Origin of the sequence: Mycobacterium sp. UM_CSW (assembly GCF_000455205.1) — a bacterium.
GTDB lineage: Bacteria > Actinomycetota > Actinomycetes > Mycobacteriales > Mycobacteriaceae > Mycobacterium.
On sequence record NZ_AUWQ01000013.1, the window covers coordinates 45,498 to 65,777 of the forward strand.

At 68.5% G+C, this 20,280-nt stretch carries 15 protein-coding genes; 10 read left to right on the forward strand and 5 right to left on the reverse strand.

The window, feature by feature from the left end; translation table 11 throughout:
* The first annotated feature begins 1 nt into the window (after nt 1).
* The 5 genes from N415_RS05970 (at nt 2) to N415_RS05990 (ending at nt 4,722) form a co-directional block, all read left to right on the forward strand.
* Nucleotides 2-496 (forward strand): MaoC family dehydratase, encoded by a 495-nt coding sequence (locus N415_RS05970; protein ID WP_068103962.1) that lies wholly within the window; start codon nt 2-4, stop codon nt 494-496.
* Complete coding sequence (locus tag N415_RS05975) at nt 496-1,317, forward strand: CoA ester lyase (protein ID WP_068178254.1); 822 nt, start codon at nt 496-498, stop codon at nt 1,315-1,317. Before N415_RS05970 ends, N415_RS05975 begins: the two co-directional genes overlap by 1 nt.
* Nucleotides 1,318-1,445: 128 nt before the next feature.
* Complete coding sequence (gene pdhA, locus N415_RS05980; RefSeq protein ID WP_068178257.1) at nt 1,446-2,537, forward strand: pyruvate dehydrogenase (acetyl-transferring) E1 component subunit alpha; 1,092 nt, start codon at nt 1,446-1,448, stop codon at nt 2,535-2,537.
* Nucleotides 2,534-3,568 carry a 3-methyl-2-oxobutanoate dehydrogenase subunit beta gene (bkdB, locus tag N415_RS05985; protein ID WP_068178260.1) on the forward strand — a complete coding sequence of 345 codons (1,035 nt, stop codon included), beginning with the start codon at nt 2,534-2,536 and terminating at the stop codon, nt 3,566-3,568. The genes pdhA and bkdB overlap by 4 nt, the downstream gene beginning before the upstream one ends.
* Entirely contained in the window at nt 3,565-4,722 is a 1,158-nt protein-coding gene (locus N415_RS05990) for a dihydrolipoamide acetyltransferase family protein (protein ID WP_068178262.1), read from the forward strand. Before bkdB ends, N415_RS05990 begins: the two co-directional genes overlap by 4 nt.
* A 3-nt stretch (nt 4,723-4,725) precedes the next feature.
* On the opposite strand, the gene N415_RS05995 is transcribed toward N415_RS05990, so the two are convergent.
* Complete coding sequence (locus tag N415_RS05995; protein ID WP_152531259.1) at nt 4,726-5,160, reverse strand: hypothetical protein; 435 nt, start codon at nt 5,158-5,160, stop codon at nt 4,726-4,728.
* A gap of 229 nt (nt 5,161-5,389) precedes the next feature.
* Here N415_RS05995 and N415_RS30475 point away from each other — a divergent pair, with 229 nt between their 5' ends.
* The gene (locus N415_RS30475; protein ID WP_081665089.1) at nt 5,390-5,767 is read left to right on the forward strand and encodes a DUF4189 domain-containing protein; all 378 of its coding nucleotides are present in this window, start codon (nt 5,390-5,392) and stop codon (nt 5,765-5,767) included.
* Between the two features lie 71 nt (nt 5,768-5,838).
* On the opposite strand, the gene N415_RS06005 is transcribed toward N415_RS30475, so the two are convergent.
* Nucleotides 5,839-6,609, reverse strand: coding sequence for an enoyl-CoA hydratase (locus tag N415_RS06005; protein WP_068178271.1), 771 nt, complete (start codon nt 6,607-6,609; stop codon nt 5,839-5,841).
* A 132-nt stretch (nt 6,610-6,741) separates the two neighbouring features.
* On the opposite strand from N415_RS06005, the gene N415_RS06010 reads away from it, so the two are divergent.
* Nucleotides 6,742-6,990 (forward strand): hypothetical protein, encoded by a 249-nt coding sequence (locus tag N415_RS06010; protein ID WP_068178272.1) that lies wholly within the window; start codon nt 6,742-6,744, stop codon nt 6,988-6,990.
* Nucleotides 6,991-6,993: 3 nt separating this feature from the next.
* Here N415_RS06010 and N415_RS06015 read toward each other — a convergent pair whose 3' ends face one another.
* Entirely contained in the window at nt 6,994-7,419 is a 426-nt protein-coding gene (locus tag N415_RS06015; protein ID WP_068178276.1) for a nitroreductase/quinone reductase family protein, read from the reverse strand.
* Nucleotides 7,420-7,484: 65 nt separating this feature from the next.
* Here N415_RS06015 and N415_RS06020 point away from each other — a divergent pair, with 65 nt between their 5' ends.
* The 3 genes from N415_RS06020 (at nt 7,485) to N415_RS06030 (ending at nt 18,945) form a co-directional block, all read left to right on the forward strand.
* A complete protein-coding gene (locus N415_RS06020) occupies nt 7,485-8,048 on the forward strand; it encodes a TetR family transcriptional regulator (protein ID WP_068178279.1) in 564 nt (187 codons plus the stop codon).
* A gap of 107 nt (nt 8,049-8,155) precedes the next feature.
* Entirely contained in the window at nt 8,156-17,830 is a 9,675-nt protein-coding gene (locus tag N415_RS06025) for a type I polyketide synthase (RefSeq protein WP_068178281.1), read from the forward strand.
* A gap of 308 nt (nt 17,831-18,138) precedes the next feature.
* Nucleotides 18,139-18,945: a DUF732 domain-containing protein gene (locus N415_RS06030; RefSeq protein WP_068178284.1), complete on the forward strand. Its 807-nt coding sequence runs from the start codon at nt 18,139-18,141 to the stop codon at nt 18,943-18,945.
* 36 nt (nt 18,946-18,981) lie between these two features.
* On the opposite strand, the gene N415_RS06035 is transcribed toward N415_RS06030, so the two are convergent.
* Both N415_RS06035 and N415_RS06040 read right to left on the reverse strand, forming a co-directional pair.
* Complete coding sequence (locus tag N415_RS06035) at nt 18,982-19,668, reverse strand: cutinase family protein (RefSeq protein ID WP_193376412.1); 687 nt, start codon at nt 19,666-19,668, stop codon at nt 18,982-18,984.
* Nucleotides 19,669-19,762: 94 nt separating this feature from the next.
* Nucleotides 19,763-20,194: an Hsp20/alpha crystallin family protein gene (locus N415_RS06040; RefSeq protein WP_068178289.1), complete on the reverse strand. Its 432-nt coding sequence runs from the start codon at nt 20,192-20,194 to the stop codon at nt 19,763-19,765.
* Nucleotides 20,195-20,280: the final 86 nt, after the last annotated feature.

The following is a 20,280-nucleotide window of genomic DNA, read 5'->3' on the forward strand; positions in this document are numbered from 1 at the left end:
CATGACGGAACCCCGGTCGATCATCCAGCGGGGCTTGTGGTTTGAGGAGTTCGAGGTCGGCACGACCTACCTGCACCGGCCCGGCCGCACCGTCACCGAGGCCGACAACGTGTTGTTCACCACGCTGACGATGAACACCCAGTCGCTGCACCTGGACGCGGCGTGGGCCGCCGAGCAGCCGGGCTTCCGCGGCGAGCGGCTGGTGAACTCGATGTTCACCCTCTCCACGCTGGTGGGGCTGTCGGTGGCGCAGTTGACGCTCGGCACGATCGTCGCCAACCTCGGCTTCTCCGAGGTGTCGTTCCCCAAGCCCGTCTTCCACGGCGACACCCTGTACGCCGAGACCGTGTGCACCGACAAGCGCGAGTCGAAGAGCCGGCCCGGCGAGGGCATCGTCACCCTCGAGCACACGGGCCGCAACCAGCACGGCGACGTCGTGGCGCGGGCGGTGCGGACCACTCTGGTACAAAAGCGGCCAGACACAGAGGAGTCGTGATGGACCTGCGCGCCGCCGGGCCGGCCTGGTTGTTCTGCCCGGCCGACCGTCCCGAGCGTTTCGCCAAGGCCGCCGCCGCGGCCGACGTCGTGATCCTCGACCTCGAGGACGGCGTGGCCGAAGCCGACAAGCCCGCCGCCCGCAAGGCGCTACGGGAAACCCCGCTGAACCCCGAGCGCACCGTGGTGCGGATCAACGCCGCCGGCACCGACGAGTACGCCCGCGACCTGGAGGCCCTGGCCGAGACCGCCTACACCACGGTCATGCTCTCCAAGACCGAGTCGGCCGCGCAGGTGACCGCGCTGGCGCCGCGTCAGGTGGTCGCGCTGATCGAGACGCCGCGCGGCGCGGTGTTCGTCGCCGAGATCGCCGCGGCCGAGGGCACCACCGCCGTGATGTGGGGTGCCGAGGACCTGGTCGCCACCCCCGGCGGCAACTCCAGCCGGCTGGCCGACGGCACCTATCGCGACGTCGCCCGGCACGTGCGGTCGGCCGCCCTGCTCGCGGCGTCCGCTTTCGGCCGGATCGCGCTCGACGCCGTCCATTTGGACATCCGCGACATCGACGGCCTGCGGGCCGAGGCCGACGACGCCGTCGCCGTCGGTTTCGACGCGACCGTCTGCATCCACCCCAGCCAGGTCGCCGTCGTGCGGGAGGCCTACCGCCCCAGCGAGGAGAAGCTGGACTGGGCGCGACGGGTGCTGGCGGCAGCGCGCTCGGAGCGCGGCGTGTTCGCGTTCGAGGGACAGATGGTCGACTCGCCGGTGCTCAAGCACGCGGAGACGTTGCTGCGGCGGGCGGGCGAGTCCGCATCGGAGTAAAGCGCGACACGTTTTCCCCTCAGCCGTGATCAACGAGGTGTCTTCGTATTTGGGCGCATAATGGGGGATAAGCCAGTCTCGCGGCGAGCGCAGGCTCTCGCGTAGCTGGCGATCGCCAAGGAGGCGGTATGACGGAATTCGCGCAGAAGCCGATGACCGTCGACCTCGAGCCGGTCCAACTCATCGCCGCCGACGGCACGCAGACCGCCGAGCGCCGCTACGGCCGCGACCTTCCGCCGGAGACGCTGTGCTGGCTCTACGAGATGATGATCGTCACCCGCGAGCTCGACACCGAGTTCGTCAACCTGAAGCGCCAAGGGCAACTGGCGCTGTTCGCGTCGTGCCGCGGCCAGGAAGCCGCCCAGGTCGGCGCCGCGGCGTGTCTGCGCAAGACCGACTGGCTGTTTCCGCAATACCGTGAGCTCGGCGCGTATCTGGTGCGCGGCATCCCGCCCGGGCACGTGGGGGCGGCGTGGCGGGGAACGTGGCATGGCGGCCTCGATTTCACCAAGAAATGCTGCGCCCCAATGTCCATCGCGATCGGCACGCAGACGCTGCACGCCGTCGGCGCGGCGATGGCCGCGCAACGCCTGGGGGAGGATTCGGTCACGGTGGCCTTCCTCGGCGACGGCGCCACCAGCGAGGGCGACGTGCACGAGGCGTTGAACTTCGCTGCCGTCTTCGCGACGCCGTGCGTGTTCTACGTGCAGAACAACCAGTGGGCGATCTCGGTTCCGGTGTCCAAGCAGACGGCCGCACCTTCCATCGCGCACAAGGCAATTGGCTACGGAATGCCCGGGATCCGGGTGGACGGCAACGACGTCCTGGCGTGCTACGCGGTGACGGCCGAGGCGGCCGCCCGGGCGCGAGCCGGTAGCGGCCCGACGTTGATCGAGGCGGTCACCTACCGGCTCGGCCCGCACACCACCGCCGACGATCCGAGCCGGTACCGGACCCAGGACGAAGTGGACCGGTGGGAGGCTCTGGACCCGATCCCGCGCTACCGCACGTACTTACAGGGCCAGGGCGTGTGGTCGCAACGCCTGGAGGATCGGGTCGTCGCGCGTGGCAAGCGGATGCGGGCCGAACTGCGCCAGGCGGTGTTCGACGCACCCGACTTCGACGTCGACGAGGTGTTCACCACGGTGTACGCCGAGATCACGCCCGGGCTGGAGACGCAGCGCCAACAGCTGCTGGCCGAACTGGGGAGGCTCGAATGACCCAGCTCGCCGAGCCTCCGCGCCTGCCTGCCCTTGATGCGGCAACCGGAGCGCAACAGCTGACCATGGTGCAGGCGCTGAACCGCGCGCTGCACGACGCGATGGTCGCCGACGATCGCGTCCTGGTGTTCGGCGAGGACGTCTCCGTCGAAGGCGGGGTCTTCCGGGTGACCGAAGGGCTCGCCGAAACCTTCGGCGAGGAGCGGTGTTTCGACACGCCCCTGGCGGAGTCGGCCATCATCGGCATCGCGGTCGGACTGGCGCTGCGCGGATTTGTCCCGGTGCCGGAGATCCAGTTCGACGGATTCTCCTACCCAGCCTTCGATCAGGTGGTCAGCCACCTGGCCAAGTACCGCACCCGCACCCGTGGCGAGATCAACATGCCCGTCACCGTCCGGATCCCGTCATTCGGCGGAATCGGTGCGGCCGAACATCATTCGGACTCCACCGAGTCCTACTGGGCGCACACCGCCGGCTTGAAGGTGGTGGTGCCGTCCAGCCCGGCCGACGCCTATTGGCTGCTCCGCCACGCGATCGCCTGCCCCGACCCGGTGATGTACCTGGAGCCGAAGCGGCGCTACCAGGGCCGGGACTTGGTCGACGTGAGGCGGCCGGAACCGCCGGTCGGGCAGGCGATGGTGCGGCGCCCGGGCCGGGACGTAACCGTCATAACGTACGGCAGCCTGGTGAGCACCGCCGTGGCCACCGCGGAAGACGCCCAGCGCCAACGTGATTGGAGCCTGGAGGTCATCGATCTGCGGTCACTGGTCCCGCTGGACTTCGACACGATCGCTGCGTCGATCCATCGGACCGGGCGCTGCGTGGTGTTGCACGAAGGACCGCGCAGCCTGGGCTACGGGGCCGGCCTGGCCGCCCGCATCCAGGAGGAGATGTTCTACGAGCTGGAGGCACCGGTGCTGCGCGCCTGTGGTTTTGACACGCCCTATCCGCCGGCCCGGTTGGAAAGGCTGTGGTTACCCGGCCCCGACCGGCTGCTGGACTGCGTCGAGCGCGTGCTGAGCCTGCCGTGAGCACCGACGAGCGCGTCAAGCCGTTCCGGGTTCCCGACCTCGGCGAGGGGCTGGAAGAGGTGACGGTGTCGTGCTGGTACGTCGCTGCCGGCGACGAGGTCGAGCTGAACCAGGTCTTGTGTTCGGTGGAGACCGCCAAGGCCGAGGTGGAAATCCCGAGCCCGTACGCCGGGCGAATCGTCGAGACCAATGGGGCCGAGGGCGATGTGCTCAAGGTCGGCGCGGTGCTGGTCCGCATCGACACCGCGCCCGCCGCCAGCAACGGACAGGCCGCGGCGCCCACGCTGGTCGGCTACGGCGCCGACGCGGCCGTCGACGCGAGCCGACGGGCCGCCCGGCCGCTCGTCGCCCCACCCGCGCGCAAGCTGGCCAAGGAACTCGCGGTCGACCTCGCGTCGATCCGGCGCGATCCGGGTGAGGTCATCACCCGCGCTGATGTGCTGGCGGCCGCCCGCGGGACGGGGCGAGACATTCGGCCGGTCCGCGGCGTGCAGGCCCGGATGGCCGAGAAGATGGCGTTGTCCCACAAGGAAATCCCGGCCGCCACGGTCAGCGTCGACGTTGACTGCAGCGCGCTGTTGCGGCTGCGCGACCGTTGTCGCCCCGCTCACCCGGAGATCACGCCGTTCGTGCTGACGCTGCGGCTTCTCGTTATCGCCCTGGGCCGCAACCTGATTCTCAACTCGACCTGGGTCGACTCGCCCGAAGGCCCGCAGGTGCAGGTCCATCGAGCCGTGCATCTGGGGTTCGGCGTGGCCACCGAGCGGGGGCTGCTGGTCCCGGTGATCACCGACGCGCAGAACAAGACGACCCGCGAACTGGCCAGCAGGACAGCCGAATTGATCGCCGGCGCGCGGGAGGGCAGCCTGACACCCGCGGAGTTGCTCGGCTCGACGTTCACCGTGTCGAACTTCGGAGCGCTGGGCGTGGACGACGGCGTGCCGGTGATCAACCATCCGGAGGCGGCGATCCTGGGCATGGGAGCAATCAGGCCACGACCGGTGGTGGTGGGGGATGAGGTTGTTGTCCGGTCGACGATGAGCTTGACATGCGTGTTCGATCACCGCATCGCGGACGGGGCCCAGGTGGCGCAATTTATCTGCGCACTCAGGGATCTGATCGAGTCGCCCGAGACCGCCCTGCTGGACCTGTAGGCGTCAGGAGGACGCCGGCGTCTGCTTGATTTCTATCTTGTCGGTTTCCGTGTATCCCGCGGGTCGGCCGCAGGCGGGCAGGACGTAGGTTTGTTGGGCCGTTCCGGTGAGGGTGTTGGGATCCCACGTCATGTGCGAATTCGATCCGTACTGGGTGTAAGAACCGTCCGCGCAACTGATGTTGTTGAGCGTGTCGAGCACCCATTGGCCGTCGACCAACCGAGCCTGGCTGCCGCCGGCCCCAGCTTTTATCCAGATGCATCCGTCGCCACAGGAGTTGACGGTCCAACTGGTGGTCAGGGTTCCGCCGGAAGGCGTGGTCGCGGTCAAGGTGTAACTGCCGTCCATCGTCGGTGTGTCGGCCCACGCGGTACCGGCCGCGCCGACGACACAACCGGCGAACATAGCGGTTGCTACCAACCCCCGTGCGATTGCCATGCTCTCGCTCCCGTCTGCACCCGATCACGCGCGTCGGGCGCTTTTGATGGTGTATCACAGGTTGCGCGTCACCGCGATTTGAAAGCCGACTGGCGGCGACAAATGCGCAGGTCAGCGCGGTGGTTGCCTGGCTGGTGTCGCGCCGGAAGCGGCGACGAGGGAGAATCGTCTCCTCGCGTTTACCTGCGCCACTGCGGCGCAGCGCAACGGAAAAGGGGCGGGGAGCGCCATGAAGACACCAGCAGCGGCCGCGATTGCCATCGGCATGGCATTCGCAGCGACGCCGCTCGCTCATGCCGACGACCCGTGGATCGCCATGGCGATCTCGGACTCCACGGGGAAGATCAAGTTCACCACTGGGGGAAGCAGCCAATCCGACGCGGAGAAGACGGTGATGTCGGCATGTCGCAATACGATCAGCGACTGTCGCCTGTTGGCCAGCGGGCCGGGCGGGTGCGTGGCGATCGCCATGCCCCCGGCGCACACCAGATACTTCGGCGGCTGGGGTGCCACACGTGAGGACGCGGAGGCGGCCGCTGTGGCGAACTCCGCCGGCGGGACGGTTTTGAAGGACCACACCCATTGCGCGGGGGATCCCACCGGCTAGTGCTCAACCCGAAACTTAACTGACTGCGATGCCCCTCGGCATGTCGCACGTCCGCGGGACGTGGTAGGCGGCTAACGGCGCCGCGCCGCGGCCAATCTGCTTGCGAATTCCGGCGATTGGATGGAGCCCGCCTGCGGGCCGAGCTCCGTGCGCATGGCGAGGTCGTGCTGCTCGGTGTCCACCGATCCCGGGTTGATCGTGGCGCGCATGGTCGCCTTGGTCGCCAGCACCACGTCACGGGGAGCCGCCGCGGGACCCGCGGCCAGCTCCAGCGCAGCGGCGACGGGATCGTCGGCGACACTGAGCGCCAATCCGTGCCGCACAGCGGATTCGGCGTCGAAGCGCATCCCGAACAACAGGGCAGCGCGCGCGACCTGGGGACCCACCGCGCGTTGCAGCATCCAGGTCGCGCCCCCTCCGGGGTGGAGGCCGAGCTTTTGGAAACGGGCGTCGAACAACGCGCCCGGCCCCGCGATGCGCACGTCGGCGGCCAAGGCCAGGTTCAGGCCCGCGCCGACGGCCGCCCCGTTGACGGCGGCGATTGTGGGCAACCGGCAGTTGCCCACGGCCATGAAGCCGTCGTAGATGCGCCGCAGCCCCGATTCCGCCGCACCCGCACCGGCGGCGCCCAGGGCGCTGAGGTCGGCGCCGGCGCAAAACGCCTTGCCTGCGCCGGTGACCACGACGGCGTGCACGTCGGCATCGGCCTCGGCCCGCTCCACAGCCTCGCGCAGGAGCGCCGACATCTCGTCGGTGAAGGCGTTGCGCCGATCGGGGTCATTGACGGTGATGAGCGCGACGCGGGCGTCGACGCTGTACAGGACGGGGTCGGACTGGCTCACCCGGATAACGGTACTTGGCGCGCTCACCGGCCCAAACGCCCGCCAAGGATCCATTGAGGATCCCTCAAGCACTCCCGCCGATGCTCGGTTTACGAGAAACGAGCGATCCGGCGTCAGACGGGAGGAGCACCCATGCACACCACGGCGGAGAAGAAAGCGAACAGGAAACTCGGATTCCTCCGGTTGGCGATGGTGTCTTCCGCCACCGCGATCATCATCGCGATCGGTATGGCGGTCGCCTACTTCAACCTCCCGGCCGCGGGCCACCCGTGCTCCGTACGGAACGCCACCGCCCGCGATGCCGCCGGACGCACCATGTGGTGCAACCCGACGATGGCGGCGGGCCACGACGCGGTCTGGCAGTACGCGCCGGGCGCTTAGCAACTAGGTGAAGTCGATCCGGACGGACACCGGCGTCGTCTCCAACGCCTTTACCATCTTGGCCGCCAGCCGTCCGAACTTGCGGGCGCGCGCGACGACGTCGTCGTCCGGCCGGAATGTCGCGACCCCGGTGCGCCACTGATTGCCCTGTCGCAGGCGAACATTCGGGTTGTCGGCGATGTTCTTGCCCCAGCCGGACCGGCTGCCGTGCTGACAGATAACCCACGCGCCGTCGTCGTCGAATTGGGCCGACACCGGAACCCGACGCGCCTGGCCGGTCTTGCGGCCGATGGTTTCCAGTTCGGTGGCCATGGCGGTGCGCACCCCGAGCGCGCTCAGCCCCTTCACGGCCGGGTTGAGCAGATAGCGTCCGATCGCACGTTCCCTGCGGAACTTTCGCAGCGTCTTCTGCTCGTTGGTGCTCGTCATGGCGTTGAGGCTAGTAGACCGATTGGTATAGTTCAAGCCTTAGGGGCAACGAAAGGCGGCGAGATATGTCGGCGCGGGAGGCTCTCATCGCCAGCGTCACGGGATTGGTGCGACGGCGGGGAGTCGCCGGAACGGGCCTCAACGCGCTGCTGGAGGACAGCGGAGTCGCCCGCAGGACCGTCTACCTGAACTTTCCCGGCGGCAAGGCCGAGCTCGTCGCCGAAGCCACCCGCCTGGCGGGGGACGAGTTGACGGCGGTGATCCGGTCGGGAGACGACGGCGGCGATCCCGCCGAGGCGGTCCAGACCTTCATCGACGCGTGGAAGGCGCAGCTGACGGCGACGCAGCTCCAAGCGGGCTGCCCGATTGTGGCAGCCGTCCTCGGTCGCTCCGAAGCGCCGGCGGCCGCGGAGGCGGCCCGCGAGGCCTTTGGTGACTGGCAGACGATCCTCGCCGACCGGCTGGTGAGCTCCGGCGCCGATCGTGACAACGCACGCTCACTGGCGACCCTCACGGTCGCCGCCATCGAAGGCGCCGTCATCCTCGCGATCGCGACGCAGTCGACCGATGCGCTCGACGACGTCGGACGTCACCTGATCGAGGTCATGAGGCTGCACCTGCCCGCGTAGCAGCCGGGCGCCGAAGCGAAAACGCACGTGCTCAACCGCGCGCCAGCGGCTTTTCTGGGCTGGGCGGTTTCGCCGACGCCCCGTGCGTTCATCGGTATCGTCAAGCTGTGCTTGAGCATTCCATTCCCGAGGTCCTGCGGGAGCGTGCCAGCTCGCGGCCCAACGACCTGGCGTTCACCTATGTCGATTACGAGAACGACTGGGAGGGCGTTGCGGAAAGCCTGACGTGGTCACAGCTGTATCGCCGCACGCTGAACCTCGCACGTGAGCTCAAAACCTGCGGGTCTACCGGCGACCGCGCCGTCATCCTGGCGCCGCAGGGGCTCGAGTACGTCGTCGGCTTTCTCGGCGCGCTGCAGGCCGGTCAGATCGCGGTTCCGCTGTCGATGCCGGTGGGTGGCGCCAGCGACGAGCGGGTCAGCGCCGTCCTGCATGACGCGTCGCCTTCGACGATTCTGACCACATCCGCTGCCGTGGACATCATCGCCGAGTACGCGAAGTCGGAGCCCGGTGCGCCATCGGTCGTCGAGGTCGATCGGCTGGATCTTGACTCTCGGCAAACGGTCGCCGCGGGCACCGACGGCGCGACGAGCATCGCGCACCTGCAATACACCTCCGGGTCGACCCGCACTCCCGCGGGAGTTGTCGTCTCGCACAAGAACATTCAGGTCAACTGCGAGCAGATCATGGCCATGTACTACGAGGCCGAGGGTGGGATGGCCCCGCCAGACACCACCGTGGTGTCGTGGCTGCCGCTCTTCCATGACATGGGTTTGATCCTGGGTATCGCCTTCCCGGTCCTGTGGGGATTCCCCACCGTGCTCACGAGCCCGCCGTCCTTCCTGCAGCGCCCGGCGCGGTGGATGCAAATGCTGGCCAGCAATCCGCACGCGTTCTCGGCGGCGCCCAACATCGCGTTCGAATTGGCGACGCGAAAGACGTCGGACGACGACCTGGCGGGGCTGGACCTCGGGGGCGTGCACACCATCCTCAACGGCGCCGAGCGTGTGAACCCCCCGACGCTGTGGCGCTTTGCGGACCGCTTCGCCCGCTTCAACTTCCGCCCCGAGGCGTTGCGTCCCTCCTACGGACTCGCGGAGGCCACGCTCGTGGTGGCGACCCGCCAGGCGGGTCACCCCCCGGTGACAGTGTCTTTCGATTCGGAGCAGATGACCGCCGGCCGTGGCGAGCGGTGCGCGGACGGTGCCGGTATCCCGCTGGTCAGTTATGGCATGCCGAAGTGGCCGATCGTGCGAATCGTCGACCCCGAGACGAGCATGGAGTGCCCGGAGGGAACGGTCGGCGAGATCTGGACGATCGGCGAGAACGTCTGCTCTGGCTATTGGCAGAAACCCGAAGAGACAGAACGTGTCTTCGGCAGAGCTATCGTCGGCGCGTCGGACGGCACACCGGAAGGGCCGTGGCTGCGGACGGGGGATCTGGGCTTCTACTCCGAAGGCGAGATGTTCATCGTCGGCCGGATCAAGGATCTCTTGATCGTCTACGGGCGCAACCATTCTCCCGACGACATCGAGGCGACGATCCAGGAGATCACCCGCGGCCGCTGCGTGGCGATCGCGGTTTCGGATGATGACGGTCCCGAGAAACTCGTCACAATCGTCGAACTCAAGCCCGGCGGCGATTCCGAAGAGGACGCGCTACGGTTGATCGCCACCCGGCGTGAAATCATCGCAGCGATATCGAGGACGCACGAACTGAGCGTCGCGGATCTCGTTCTGGTGCCCCCACATTCGATTCCCCTCACCACAAGCGGCAAGGTGAGGCGACGGGATTGCTCAAAGCTTTATCAGCAGGGCGCATTCACCCGTTTGGACGCGCACATCGGCCCGTCAAAGCCGCCCGCGGTCGAGGACACCGCCGCGGACGCAGGGGCCGACTCGGGATTGGCCCAACGTGTTCGCACGCTAAGCCAGCAGCAACACGACCTGCTGGTGGGGATGGTCTGCGCGCAGGCGGCGGCGGTGTTGGGGCGTCCGAGCCCGGACGACATCGACCGCGGGTCGGCGTTTCGCGACCTGGGTCTTGATTCGGTGAAAGCCACGGAATTGCTCGACCGGCTCAGGACCGAAACCGAGCTGCCGTTGCCGCCGACGCTGGCGTTCGACTATCCCACCCCCGACGAATTGGCCGCCCATTTAGCCCAGCTGCTGATCGGGCCGGTCGCGGCGGCCTCGCCGGTGGAGTCGCAGGTTGCGGTGGACGAGCCGATTGCGGTGGTGGGCATGGCGTGTCGGTTCCCGGGTGGGGTGGATTCGCCGGCGGCGTTGTGGGATTTGGTGGCCAGCGGTACGGATGCCGTCGGGGCGTTTCCGGCCGACCGGGGTTGGAATTTGGGGGAGTTGTTCGACCCCGACCCGGATGCGGTGGGCAAGACGTATACCCGCGCGGGTGGGTTCTTGGCGGACGCGGCCGGGTTCGACGCGGAGTTCTTCGGGATCTCGGGGCGTGAGGCCCAAACCATGGATCCCCAGCAGCGGCAGCTGCTGGAGGTGTGCTGGGAAGCGTTGGAAACGGCTCGAATTGATCCGGCCGGGTTGGTGCGGACCGAGACCGGCGTGTTCGTCGGCGCGTGGTCACAGTCTTACGGCGGGGGCGGCTCGGAGGGCGTGGAGGGCTACGCGCTGACCGGCCTGTCCCCAAGCGTGGCGTCCGGGCGAATCGCTTATGCGCTGGGCTTGCAGGGCCCCGCGATCACCGTCGACACCGCCTGTTCGTCGTCGTTGGTGGCCACGCATTTGGCGTGTCAGTCGCTGCGCAATGGGGAGTCTTCTTTGGCGTTGGCCGGTGGGGTGACGGTGATGACGACGCCGTCGGTGTTCACCGAGTTCGCGCGCCAGCGTGGGCTGGCCGCCGACGGGCGCTGTAAAGCGTTCTCCGCCAACGCCGATGGCACCGGCTGGGGTGAGGGTGCCGCGGTGCTGGTGTTGGAGCGCTTGAGTGATGCGCGGCGCAATAACCACCCGGTGCTGGCGGTGATCGCGGGCTCGGCGATCAACCAGGACGGCGCCTCCAACGGATTGACCGCCCCGAACGGGCCCTCCCAACAACGCGTCATCACCCAGGCCGCGGCCAACGCGGGCATCGGGCTCGATCAGGTCGATGTGGTCGAGGCGCACGGCACCGGCACCACGTTGGGCGATCCGATCGAGGCCGGTGCGCTGATCGCCACCTATGGGGCGGCCCGCTCGGCGGATCACCCGTTGTGGGTGGGCTCGATCAAGTCGAATATCGGACACACCCAGGCCGCCGCCGGGGCGGCGGGGTTGATCAAGATGATCGAGGCGCTGCGCCACGACAGTCTGCCGCCGACGCTGAACGTGGATCGGCCCAGCCCGCATGTGGATTGGTCGGCCGGCACGGTGCGGCTGCTGACCGAGGCGGTGCCCTGGCCGCGGGAAGATCATCCGCGCACCGCGGCGGTGTCCTCGTTCGGGATCAGCGGCACCAACGCCCACGTCATCGTGCGGCAAGCCCCCGACGCGCCGGTCGAGCCGGCCGAAGAACCCGAGGGTGTCGACTTCGGGCTGCGGGTGTGGCCGGTGTCGGCGCGCACGCCCGCGGCGTTGCGCGCGCAGGCCGACCGGCTGCACGACTCCCTGCTCGCTCATCCGGAGCTGGATCTGACCGACGTGGCCTACAGCCTGGCCACCACCCGCACCCACCACCCATATCGGGCGGTGATCACCGGAGCGGTCGACCGCGCCGATCCCCGCGAAGACTTGCTGGGCGCGCTGCTAGCCCTGCGCGACGGCCACGCCCACCCGCAGCTCACCCAACACCACTACCTGGCCCAGGTCCGCGGCAAGACCGTGTTCGTGCTGCCCGGCCAGGGCGGCCAATACCCGGGCATGGGGCGCGAGCTTTACGAGCGCCACCGCGTCTTTGCGGCGATGGTCGATGACTGCGACGAGGCGTTGCGCCCGTTCACCGGCTGGTCGGTGCGCGAGGTCCTGTTGCAGGAGTCGGGGGCGCCGGCGCTGGATCGTGTCGATGTGGTTCAGCCGGTGCTGTTTACGATGATGGTCTCGTTGGCCGAGGTGCTCAGCTCTTACGGCATCGTGCCCGACGCGGTGATCGGACACTCGCAGGGCGAGATCGCCGCGGCTTACATCGCCGGGGTGTTTTCCCTGCCCGAGGCGGCCCAGATTGTGGCGCGGCGCAGCCAGGCGCTGGGCGAACTGTGTGGGGCCGGTGCGATGGCCTCGGTGCTGCTGGGCGCCGAGCAACTCGAGCCCCTGCTGCGGCCGTGGGGCGCGGCGTTGAGCATTTCGGCGATCAACGGCCCGTCACACACCATCATCAGCGGCGAGCCTTCCGCGATGGAGCAGTTCAGCGCGGCCTGTGAGCGCGATGGCATCCAGTTCCGGGCGATTGCGGTGGATTACGCCTCGCACTGCGCGCAGGTTGAGGCGGTGCGCGAGCGGCTGCTGGCCGAGCTGGGCGAAGTCAGCCCGGCCTTGTCCCGCATTCCGTTGTATTCGACGGTGGGACAGGCGGTTTCGGGTGATCCGTTGGACACCACCACGATGGACGCCGGCTACTGGTATCGCAACCTGCGTGAGCCGGTGCGCTTTTATGACCGGGTGGCCGAGCGGCTGGCCGTGGGGGAGTGCACGTTTGTCGAGCTGTCTCCGCATCCGGTGTTGGCGCCCGCGCTGGCCGATACGCTGGCGCAGACCCCGGGGCGTGCCCAGTCGACGGTCGTCATCACGCTGCACCGGGAACGTCCGGACCACGACAGCCTGGCTATGGCGTTGGCGCAGTTGCACACTCACGGCCACAGCCCCTCATGGCAAGCGCTCTACCCGCACGCCCACAGCGTCGCGCTGCCCACCTACCCGTTCGACCACCGCCGCTACTGGCTCGCCCCCACGCCGGTCGATGACGCCGCCGCCCTCGGGCTGGACCGCGCCGAGCACCCCTTACTGGGTGCGGTCGCCGAATTGGCCGACGAAGACCAGATCATGGTCAGCGGGCGGCTGTCGCCGGCCACCCTGGAGTGGCTGGGCGGACACCGGGTCAACGACACCATCTTGTTCCCGGCGACGGGATTCATCGAAGTGATCCTGCGGGCCGGGGAGCTGGCCGGTGCCCCGATGATCGACGAGCTGATCCTGCACACCGCCCTGGTGTTGTCGGAGCAGGCGCCGACCGATCTGCAGGTCCTCGTGCACCCACTCGATGAGCTGGGCCGCCGCCCGTTCAGCGTGCACTCGCGCGCCGGCGGCCAGCTTCGTGCCGCGTGGACGCTGCACGCCAGCGGCGCGCTCACCGTCCGCCAGCCGGCCGTCGGCTCCCCGCCGCCTGCATTGGGTGCGGAGGCGCTCAACCAGGACGACTTCTACGACCGGCTGGCTCAGCAGGGCTACAACTACGGCGGTTCGTTCCGATCGGTCCGGAGCATCGGCACCGATGCGGCCCGACCCGACGTCGTCTACGCCGAGGTGGCGCTGCCCGCCGGCACGGAGGTCGCCGGTTACGGCATTCACCCGGCCCTGCTTGACGCGGCCCTGCAGCCGTTGGCTTCCGTGCTGGACGGGAATGACTCGGGATCGCCGCGACTTCCGTACGCGTTCAACGGAATTGCCCTACATGCCACCGCGGCCACCGAGCTGCACGTGCACCTCACCCGGACTGGCGAGGACACGTTCACGCTGCACGCCGCCGACCCCACCGGCGCTGCGGTGATCACCATCGGCGCGGTGACGTTGCGCGCGATGTCCGACCAGCTCGGCCGGCCCGCTTCGACGGCCGGGCTCTCCGAGAGCATGTTCGAGCTGACCTGGCCGTCGCTGCCCGACCTGCCCGGTGTGTCCGCGGACCAACCACCGGCATGGGCGGTGTGCACCGATTCACCCGAGCAGTTGCCGAATGGCCTGTCCCGCGCCACAATTCACGACGACCTCGCCACCTTGACCCCATGCCCGGAGCTGGTCATCTGGGCCCTACCGCAACCCGCCGAAACCGATCCACTTCGCCGGGTGCACGCCCTGACCCGACATGCCTTGGCCCAGCTCCAGGGCTGGCTGACCCGTCCCGACAATGCCAACGCCCATTTGGTGATCGTCACCCGCCATGCGGTCAGCATCGGCGCCTATGACGCCGTCCCGGATCTGGCGCACGCCGCGGTCTGGGCGCTGATACACACCGCTGCAAACGAGCACCCCGGCCGCATCACCCTGATCGACACCGACGACACCCCAGCCACCGCCACTGCCCTGCTGGCCATCGTCTCGGCGCGACCGGCGGGCGAGCCGGAGTTGGCCCTGCGCAACGGTGTTGCCCACATTCCGAGGGTGGCCCGCATCCCAACCCTGACCCCGCCCGATGCTCCCGACTGGCAGTTGGGCACCACCGGCAAAGGTGACCTGACCAACCTGACCCTGCTCCCCACCGATGCGCCAAATACCCTGGCGCCGGGGCAGATTCGCGTTCAGATCCGGGCCGCTGGGCTGAACTTCCGGGACGTGGTCGTCGCCTTGGGCGCGATCGCCGATGACGGAATGGGCAGCGAAGCATCGGGGGTCGTCCTCGACGCGGCCCCGGGCGCATCGCTGCGCCCCGGTGATGCGGTGATGGGGCTTTTCCCGCATAACGCGTTCGCGCCCACCGCGATCGCCGACGAGCGCATGGTGGTGCACGTCCCGGACGGATGGTCGTTCACCCAGGCCGCATCCGCGCCCATCGTATTTCTCACCGCCTATGCCGCGTTGGTCGACATCGCCGGGCTATCGGCCGGCCAACGCGTGCTCATCCACGCCGGCGCCGGAGGCGTCGGTCAGGCCGCCATCCAGATCGCCCGCCACCTCGGTGCCGAGGTGTTCGCCACCGCCCACCCGAACAAACACCACGTGCTGGGCCAGCTGGGGCTCGACCCCGCCCATATCGCGTCGTCGCGCACGCTGGACTTCGTCGACACCTTCAAAGCCGCCACCGATGGGCAAGGCATGGACGTCGTGCTCAACAGCCTGGCCGGCGAGTTCATCGACGCGTCGCTGCAATTGCTGCCCCGCGGAGGCAGTTTCGTCGAAATCGGCAAGACCGACATCCGCCGGGCCGACGACATCGCCGCGTCCCATTCCGGAGTCGACTATCAGGTCTACGACCTGTCCAGCGCACCGGCGCAAGCCCTGCAGCCCGCATGGGCGGCCCTGACCGAAATGTTCGCCGCCGGCGTGCTCAAGCCGCTGCCCACCACGAGCTACGGCCTGCTGAACGCGCCGCAAGCCTTCCGCGACATGAGCCAAGCCCGGCACACCGGAAAGATCGTGCTGATCCCGCCCGCGGTATTGGATCCCCAAGGCACCGTGCTGATCACGGGCGGCACCGGGATGCTGGGCGCGCTGTTCGCCGAACACCTGATCACCCGCTACGGCGTCGAGCATCTATTGCTGTTGTCCCGCAGTGGAATCGACGCGCCCGGGGCCGGCGAACTGCAAGAGCGGCTGACCGGGCTCGGCGCCCGAGTCGCGATCGCCGCGTGTGACACCAGCGACCCCGCCGAGGTGGCCGCTGCACTCGACACGATCCCCGCCGACCACCCGTTGACCGCGGTGATCCACGCCGCGGGCGTCCTCGACGACGCGCTGGTGACCGATTTGAGCGCCGAACAGCTCGATGCGGTCTTGGCCGCTAAGGCGGACGCGGCCTGGCACCTGCATCACCTCACCGCCGACCGCGACCTGGCCGCGTTCGTCCTGTTCTCCTCCGCCGCGGGCATCCTGGGCAGCGCCGGGCAGGCCAACTACGCGGCCGCCAACGCGTTCCTGGACGCGCTGGCCCGCCACCGGCATCACACCCAACGCCAGGCCACCAGCCTGGCCTGGGGCTATTGGCAAACCCCGTCCGGGATGACCGCCCACCTCAGCACCGGCGACCTGACCCGCCTGAGCAGCACCGGGCTCACCCCCATCACCAACGAGCACGGCCTGGCGCTCTTCGACGCGGCGCTCACCAGTCAGCCGACCAACCTGCTGGCCAGCCCGTTCAACACCGCCGCGCTGGCCCGGCAGGCCCGCAACGGCACGCTGGACCCGATCCTGTCCGCCCTGACCACCAGCCGCCGCCAGGCCGCCACGGCCAGCCCGCGCACGCTGGCCGCCACGCTCGCCACCCAAACGCCGCGACAACGGCTGGACACCCTCACCGCGATGGTCACCGCCACCACCGCCGCGGTGCTGGCCCACCCCGACCCGGCCGCCCTCGACCCCGAGATTCCCTTCAAGGAACTCGGCATTGACTCCCTGACGGCTCTGGAACTGCGCAACACGGTGAACCAACGCACCGGCCTCGCCCTGCCCGCAACGCTGGCCTTCGACCACCCCACCCCGGCGAAGCTCGCCGGACACCTCGCGGAGCTGCTGACCGACACCGCCGCGCCCGCCGCGCCGGCGGCTCAGGTCAGCACGCGTGGCGACGAGCCCGTCGACAATCGACTCGCATACCTGGATCAGGCGGCGTTCCTGGCGCTGCGAGCGGTGCACGGCGCGCTGATTCAGGTCACCTGGATTTACGACCGCGCCATCGACGTCGAGGGGCTAAAGCGTTTTCACCGCAACCTTGGCCGCGGGTTGTTGGGACGCCGGATCGAACGGTCCACGTTGCCATTCGCGCGCGATCGCTGGGTGCAGGCACCGCCGCCGGAGGAGATCGACTTTGCCGCGACGCCACGTCCGCGTGCCCAGGTGAACGCGTGGGCCGACGAGCGGGCCCGCCTGCCCATCGACCCGGAGTGGGGCCCGGCCTGGCACCTCGGCGTGCTTCCGCTCGAGGACGGCGGCACCGCGGTAAGCCTGGTGGCCTCGCACACGATCGTCGACGCCATCGCGTTCGGCCAGGCGATAGAAGACGCCGCCGAGGGCAGGACGCGTGACCTGGGCTATCCCGCCGCGGGATCGCGCACCCTCGGGCGGGCCGTGCGTGAGGATCTCCGGCAAACCGTCAAAGACCTGCCCGACATAGGGCACGCGTTGGCCGCGGTGGCCCGCCGGGCCCGGCGCGACCGCAAGGAACTCAACTCATCGTTCAAGGCGGCACCGCCGTCGCCGAGGAGGTCCGCCGACGACCAGCCGGTAGAGGTGCCCGCCCTCACGGCATACATCGACCTTGCCGAATGGGATGCCCGCGCGAAAAGCCTTGGCGCAAGCAGCAACTCACTGGTGGCTGGAATCGCGTGCCGGCTCGCGGTGCGGATGGGTCGGGTTCAGGACGACGGGACCGTCACCCTCCGATTCATGGTGACGCTGCGGACCGAAGGCGATACCCGAGGCAACGCGCTCACCAGCGTCGACGTCCCGGTCGACCCGACGCACGCGGCGACGGACCTGGCCGATATGCAGGCCAAGATCACGCAAACGATCCTCGAGGCGATGGAGGACCCCGACAACGAGTGGCTGGCGCCGCTGCCGCTCGCCGCGTTGACGCCGGTATGGGCGGCCAGGAAGGTCGCGGGGATGGCGACCGGTGGCTCCACCCTGCCGGTCACGTGCTCCAACGTCGGTGACCTGTCCCCGTCGGCGAATCGCCCCGACGGCACCGACGCCGATTACGCGTACATGAGAAACCTCGAGCCCGATATGAAGCAAAGCACGCTCGAGGCCATGGGCGGACAATTGTTCCTGGGTTCGGGGCGGGGCCGCGGCAAGATGTTTATCCGAATCTCGGCGTATCTTCTCGGGCGGTCGAACACCAAAGAGGAGCTACGGGAAAGCGTGTCGCGCACGTTCGCCGAATTCGACCTGAATGCGGAGATCGACTGCTAATCGCGGCGCGTCGGGGCCGTTGTAACCGATTGCGTAGCGGCTTTCGGTGTCAACGGAATCTCTGTTGCCTTGTACCGCAACGTGTTTGAGCTGATCCGGCTCGGTTCAGAAAATCGGGTATTTACCGCGCAATCGCGGTGATTTATTATGAACGGATTGGTTAACAAAAGATGAACAAATGGTGAACGGATTCAAGGTATAGCAGCGTTGGCACGTGCGCCGTGAAACCGGAGGGGCGGCGCAAGTGCGTGGTGTACATGGCAATTCGCCCGTCACGCGACGGCCCGACCAGAACGGAAATCCCTCCTATGTTCACCGGCACCACCGGCCGCTCCGGTGCCCTGATTACCGCCGTTGTGGTCCTAACTGGAGCTGCAATTGTGCGCGGCGGCGCGGCTATCGCCGACCCGAGCCAAGACGACCGGTTCCTGGCACTGCTCGATCAACAAGGCATCCCCGCACTCCGTGGCGTCCCGAGCCTCATCGAAACGGGCCATGACGTGTGCCGCACGCTCGACGCCGGCATGCCGGCGGCCGGCTTGGTGGACGCGATGGTCAACAATGCGGTTGGCATCGACCCGAGCGAGCGCGATTTCGACCTCGGCCGCCTTGCCCGCACCGAGGCGCGCTTCATCACCGCCGCGGTCGGGGCCTACTGTCCCTACGATCGGGGCAAAATCGCTTCCCTCAAGACCAATCCCAGCGGGTGGGAAGGGTCCACGCACCCGGTCACACGGCCGGCGGTCGACTTGCGGAGCGATCTTCGGGAGTTGCCCGCGGCGGTTCCGTCCGGAGAGATCGACGATCCCAATCCGCCGCAACTTCCGGTACCGCCACCGCAAGCAGCTCAGATCCAGACGCCACGGCAGCCGATAGCGGCGCCGTCCGCACCAAAGCACCCGCCGCCCCCGCCGCAAACCGCAAAGCCCCCGCCACAGCAGCCGCCGTCGCCACCGCAGCAGATGGAGCCCGCGGGGGGTCCGCAGCCGGGCGGCGCCGGAGGCAGCGGCGGCGGCGGGAGCGCCGGTGGCGGCAACGGCGGTGGTAGCCCTGGCGGAAATGGTGGCGGGGTCTCCGCGGATCCGTCGCCGGGCTTTGTCCGGCTCGCACCGTGAGGTTGCGCTGAGAGCCTTGCGCTACAACGGTTGTGGCTAGAGGTGGCTCGCCACGAAAGTTGCTGCCTGACTGGGCATCCCGGACTGCTGATACGACAAGTGCTCCGGGGAGAAAATCTGGTCGTGCGAGGGCAGCGACAGGCCGCCCCCAGAACACACCGGATCGCCGGGCGCGCACAAGTCGATGGCCTTGGCCCCGTACCAGGGGCTGGCCTCGTTCATGGGCCCCACCACCCTGTCGGCCATATTCCCGAACACGGCGACGGCGGCGACGTGGGCTGCCTCGTCGGCCGACAGCGTGTCGGCGTTGAAGCCCGCGATCGACGCTCGGGCGATGGTGATCAGATCGATCACCATCGCGCCTTGCGAATATCCGCCGAGCACCAGCTTGGTGTTGGGACAGGTCGCGACCATGGATTGAACGTGCGCCTTTGCGTCGACGGCGCCGGCGGATGCGGACGGGGGCCAATCCTCGGTGGCCGGGTAGTTGACGGCATACACCCCAAGGGACCGACCGCCGACCTGCGAACGTAGCGAGTCGATAAAAGCCTGCCCGACGCCGCCGACGCCCGGCGGCTCATCGGTGCCGCGGGCGAATGTCACCTCGACGTCGGGGCAGGGAGCGGCCGAGGCGGGGGGAGCGAGGATGGGTGCGCCCAGGAGCGCCGCCCCGGTCGTCACCACCGCGGAAACAAGCAAACGAGCCAATTGGCGTGCGTTCACGATTCCAATGCTGACATATCGGGATCGAAGCGTTCCGCCCGCATCGCACCACTGGATGGCACGCCCGGGGACTCACTGGCCGTCGGCCGCGGAGTTACTCCCGAATTTCGACCTCGATGCGTTTGGCCGCCGGGGCGCCGTTGGGCACCGGCACCGAGACCGCGAGGATGCCTTTTTCGTAGGTGGCGTGGACGTCATCGACGTCGGCCCCGGCGGGCAGCGGAACGGAGCGCGCGAAGGCCCCATAGCTGAATTCGGACCGACCGTGGGATTCGACGGCCTGGCTGCGCACGGCCTTGATGGTCAGCATCCCGTCGTGCACGGTGATGTCGATGTCCTTCGCGGGGTCGACGCCTGGGATCTCGGCGCGAACCTCGTAGCGGCCGTCGTTCAACTCGTCCTCGACCCGCAGCAGGTTGCGGTCGAAAAGCGGGCGCAGGCCCGACAATAGGGGGGTGCCGCTGAAGAGCTCGGTGAGATCGGGCATCAGGGTTCTGGGTTGACGCTGGGCCGGCAGAGTTGCCATGGATTCTCCTGAAATCGTTGCATCTCTTTCGATTTCGATCGAACCACTGTGCGGCCGCCGGTGCTAGACGGGGGCCGCCGAAGTTG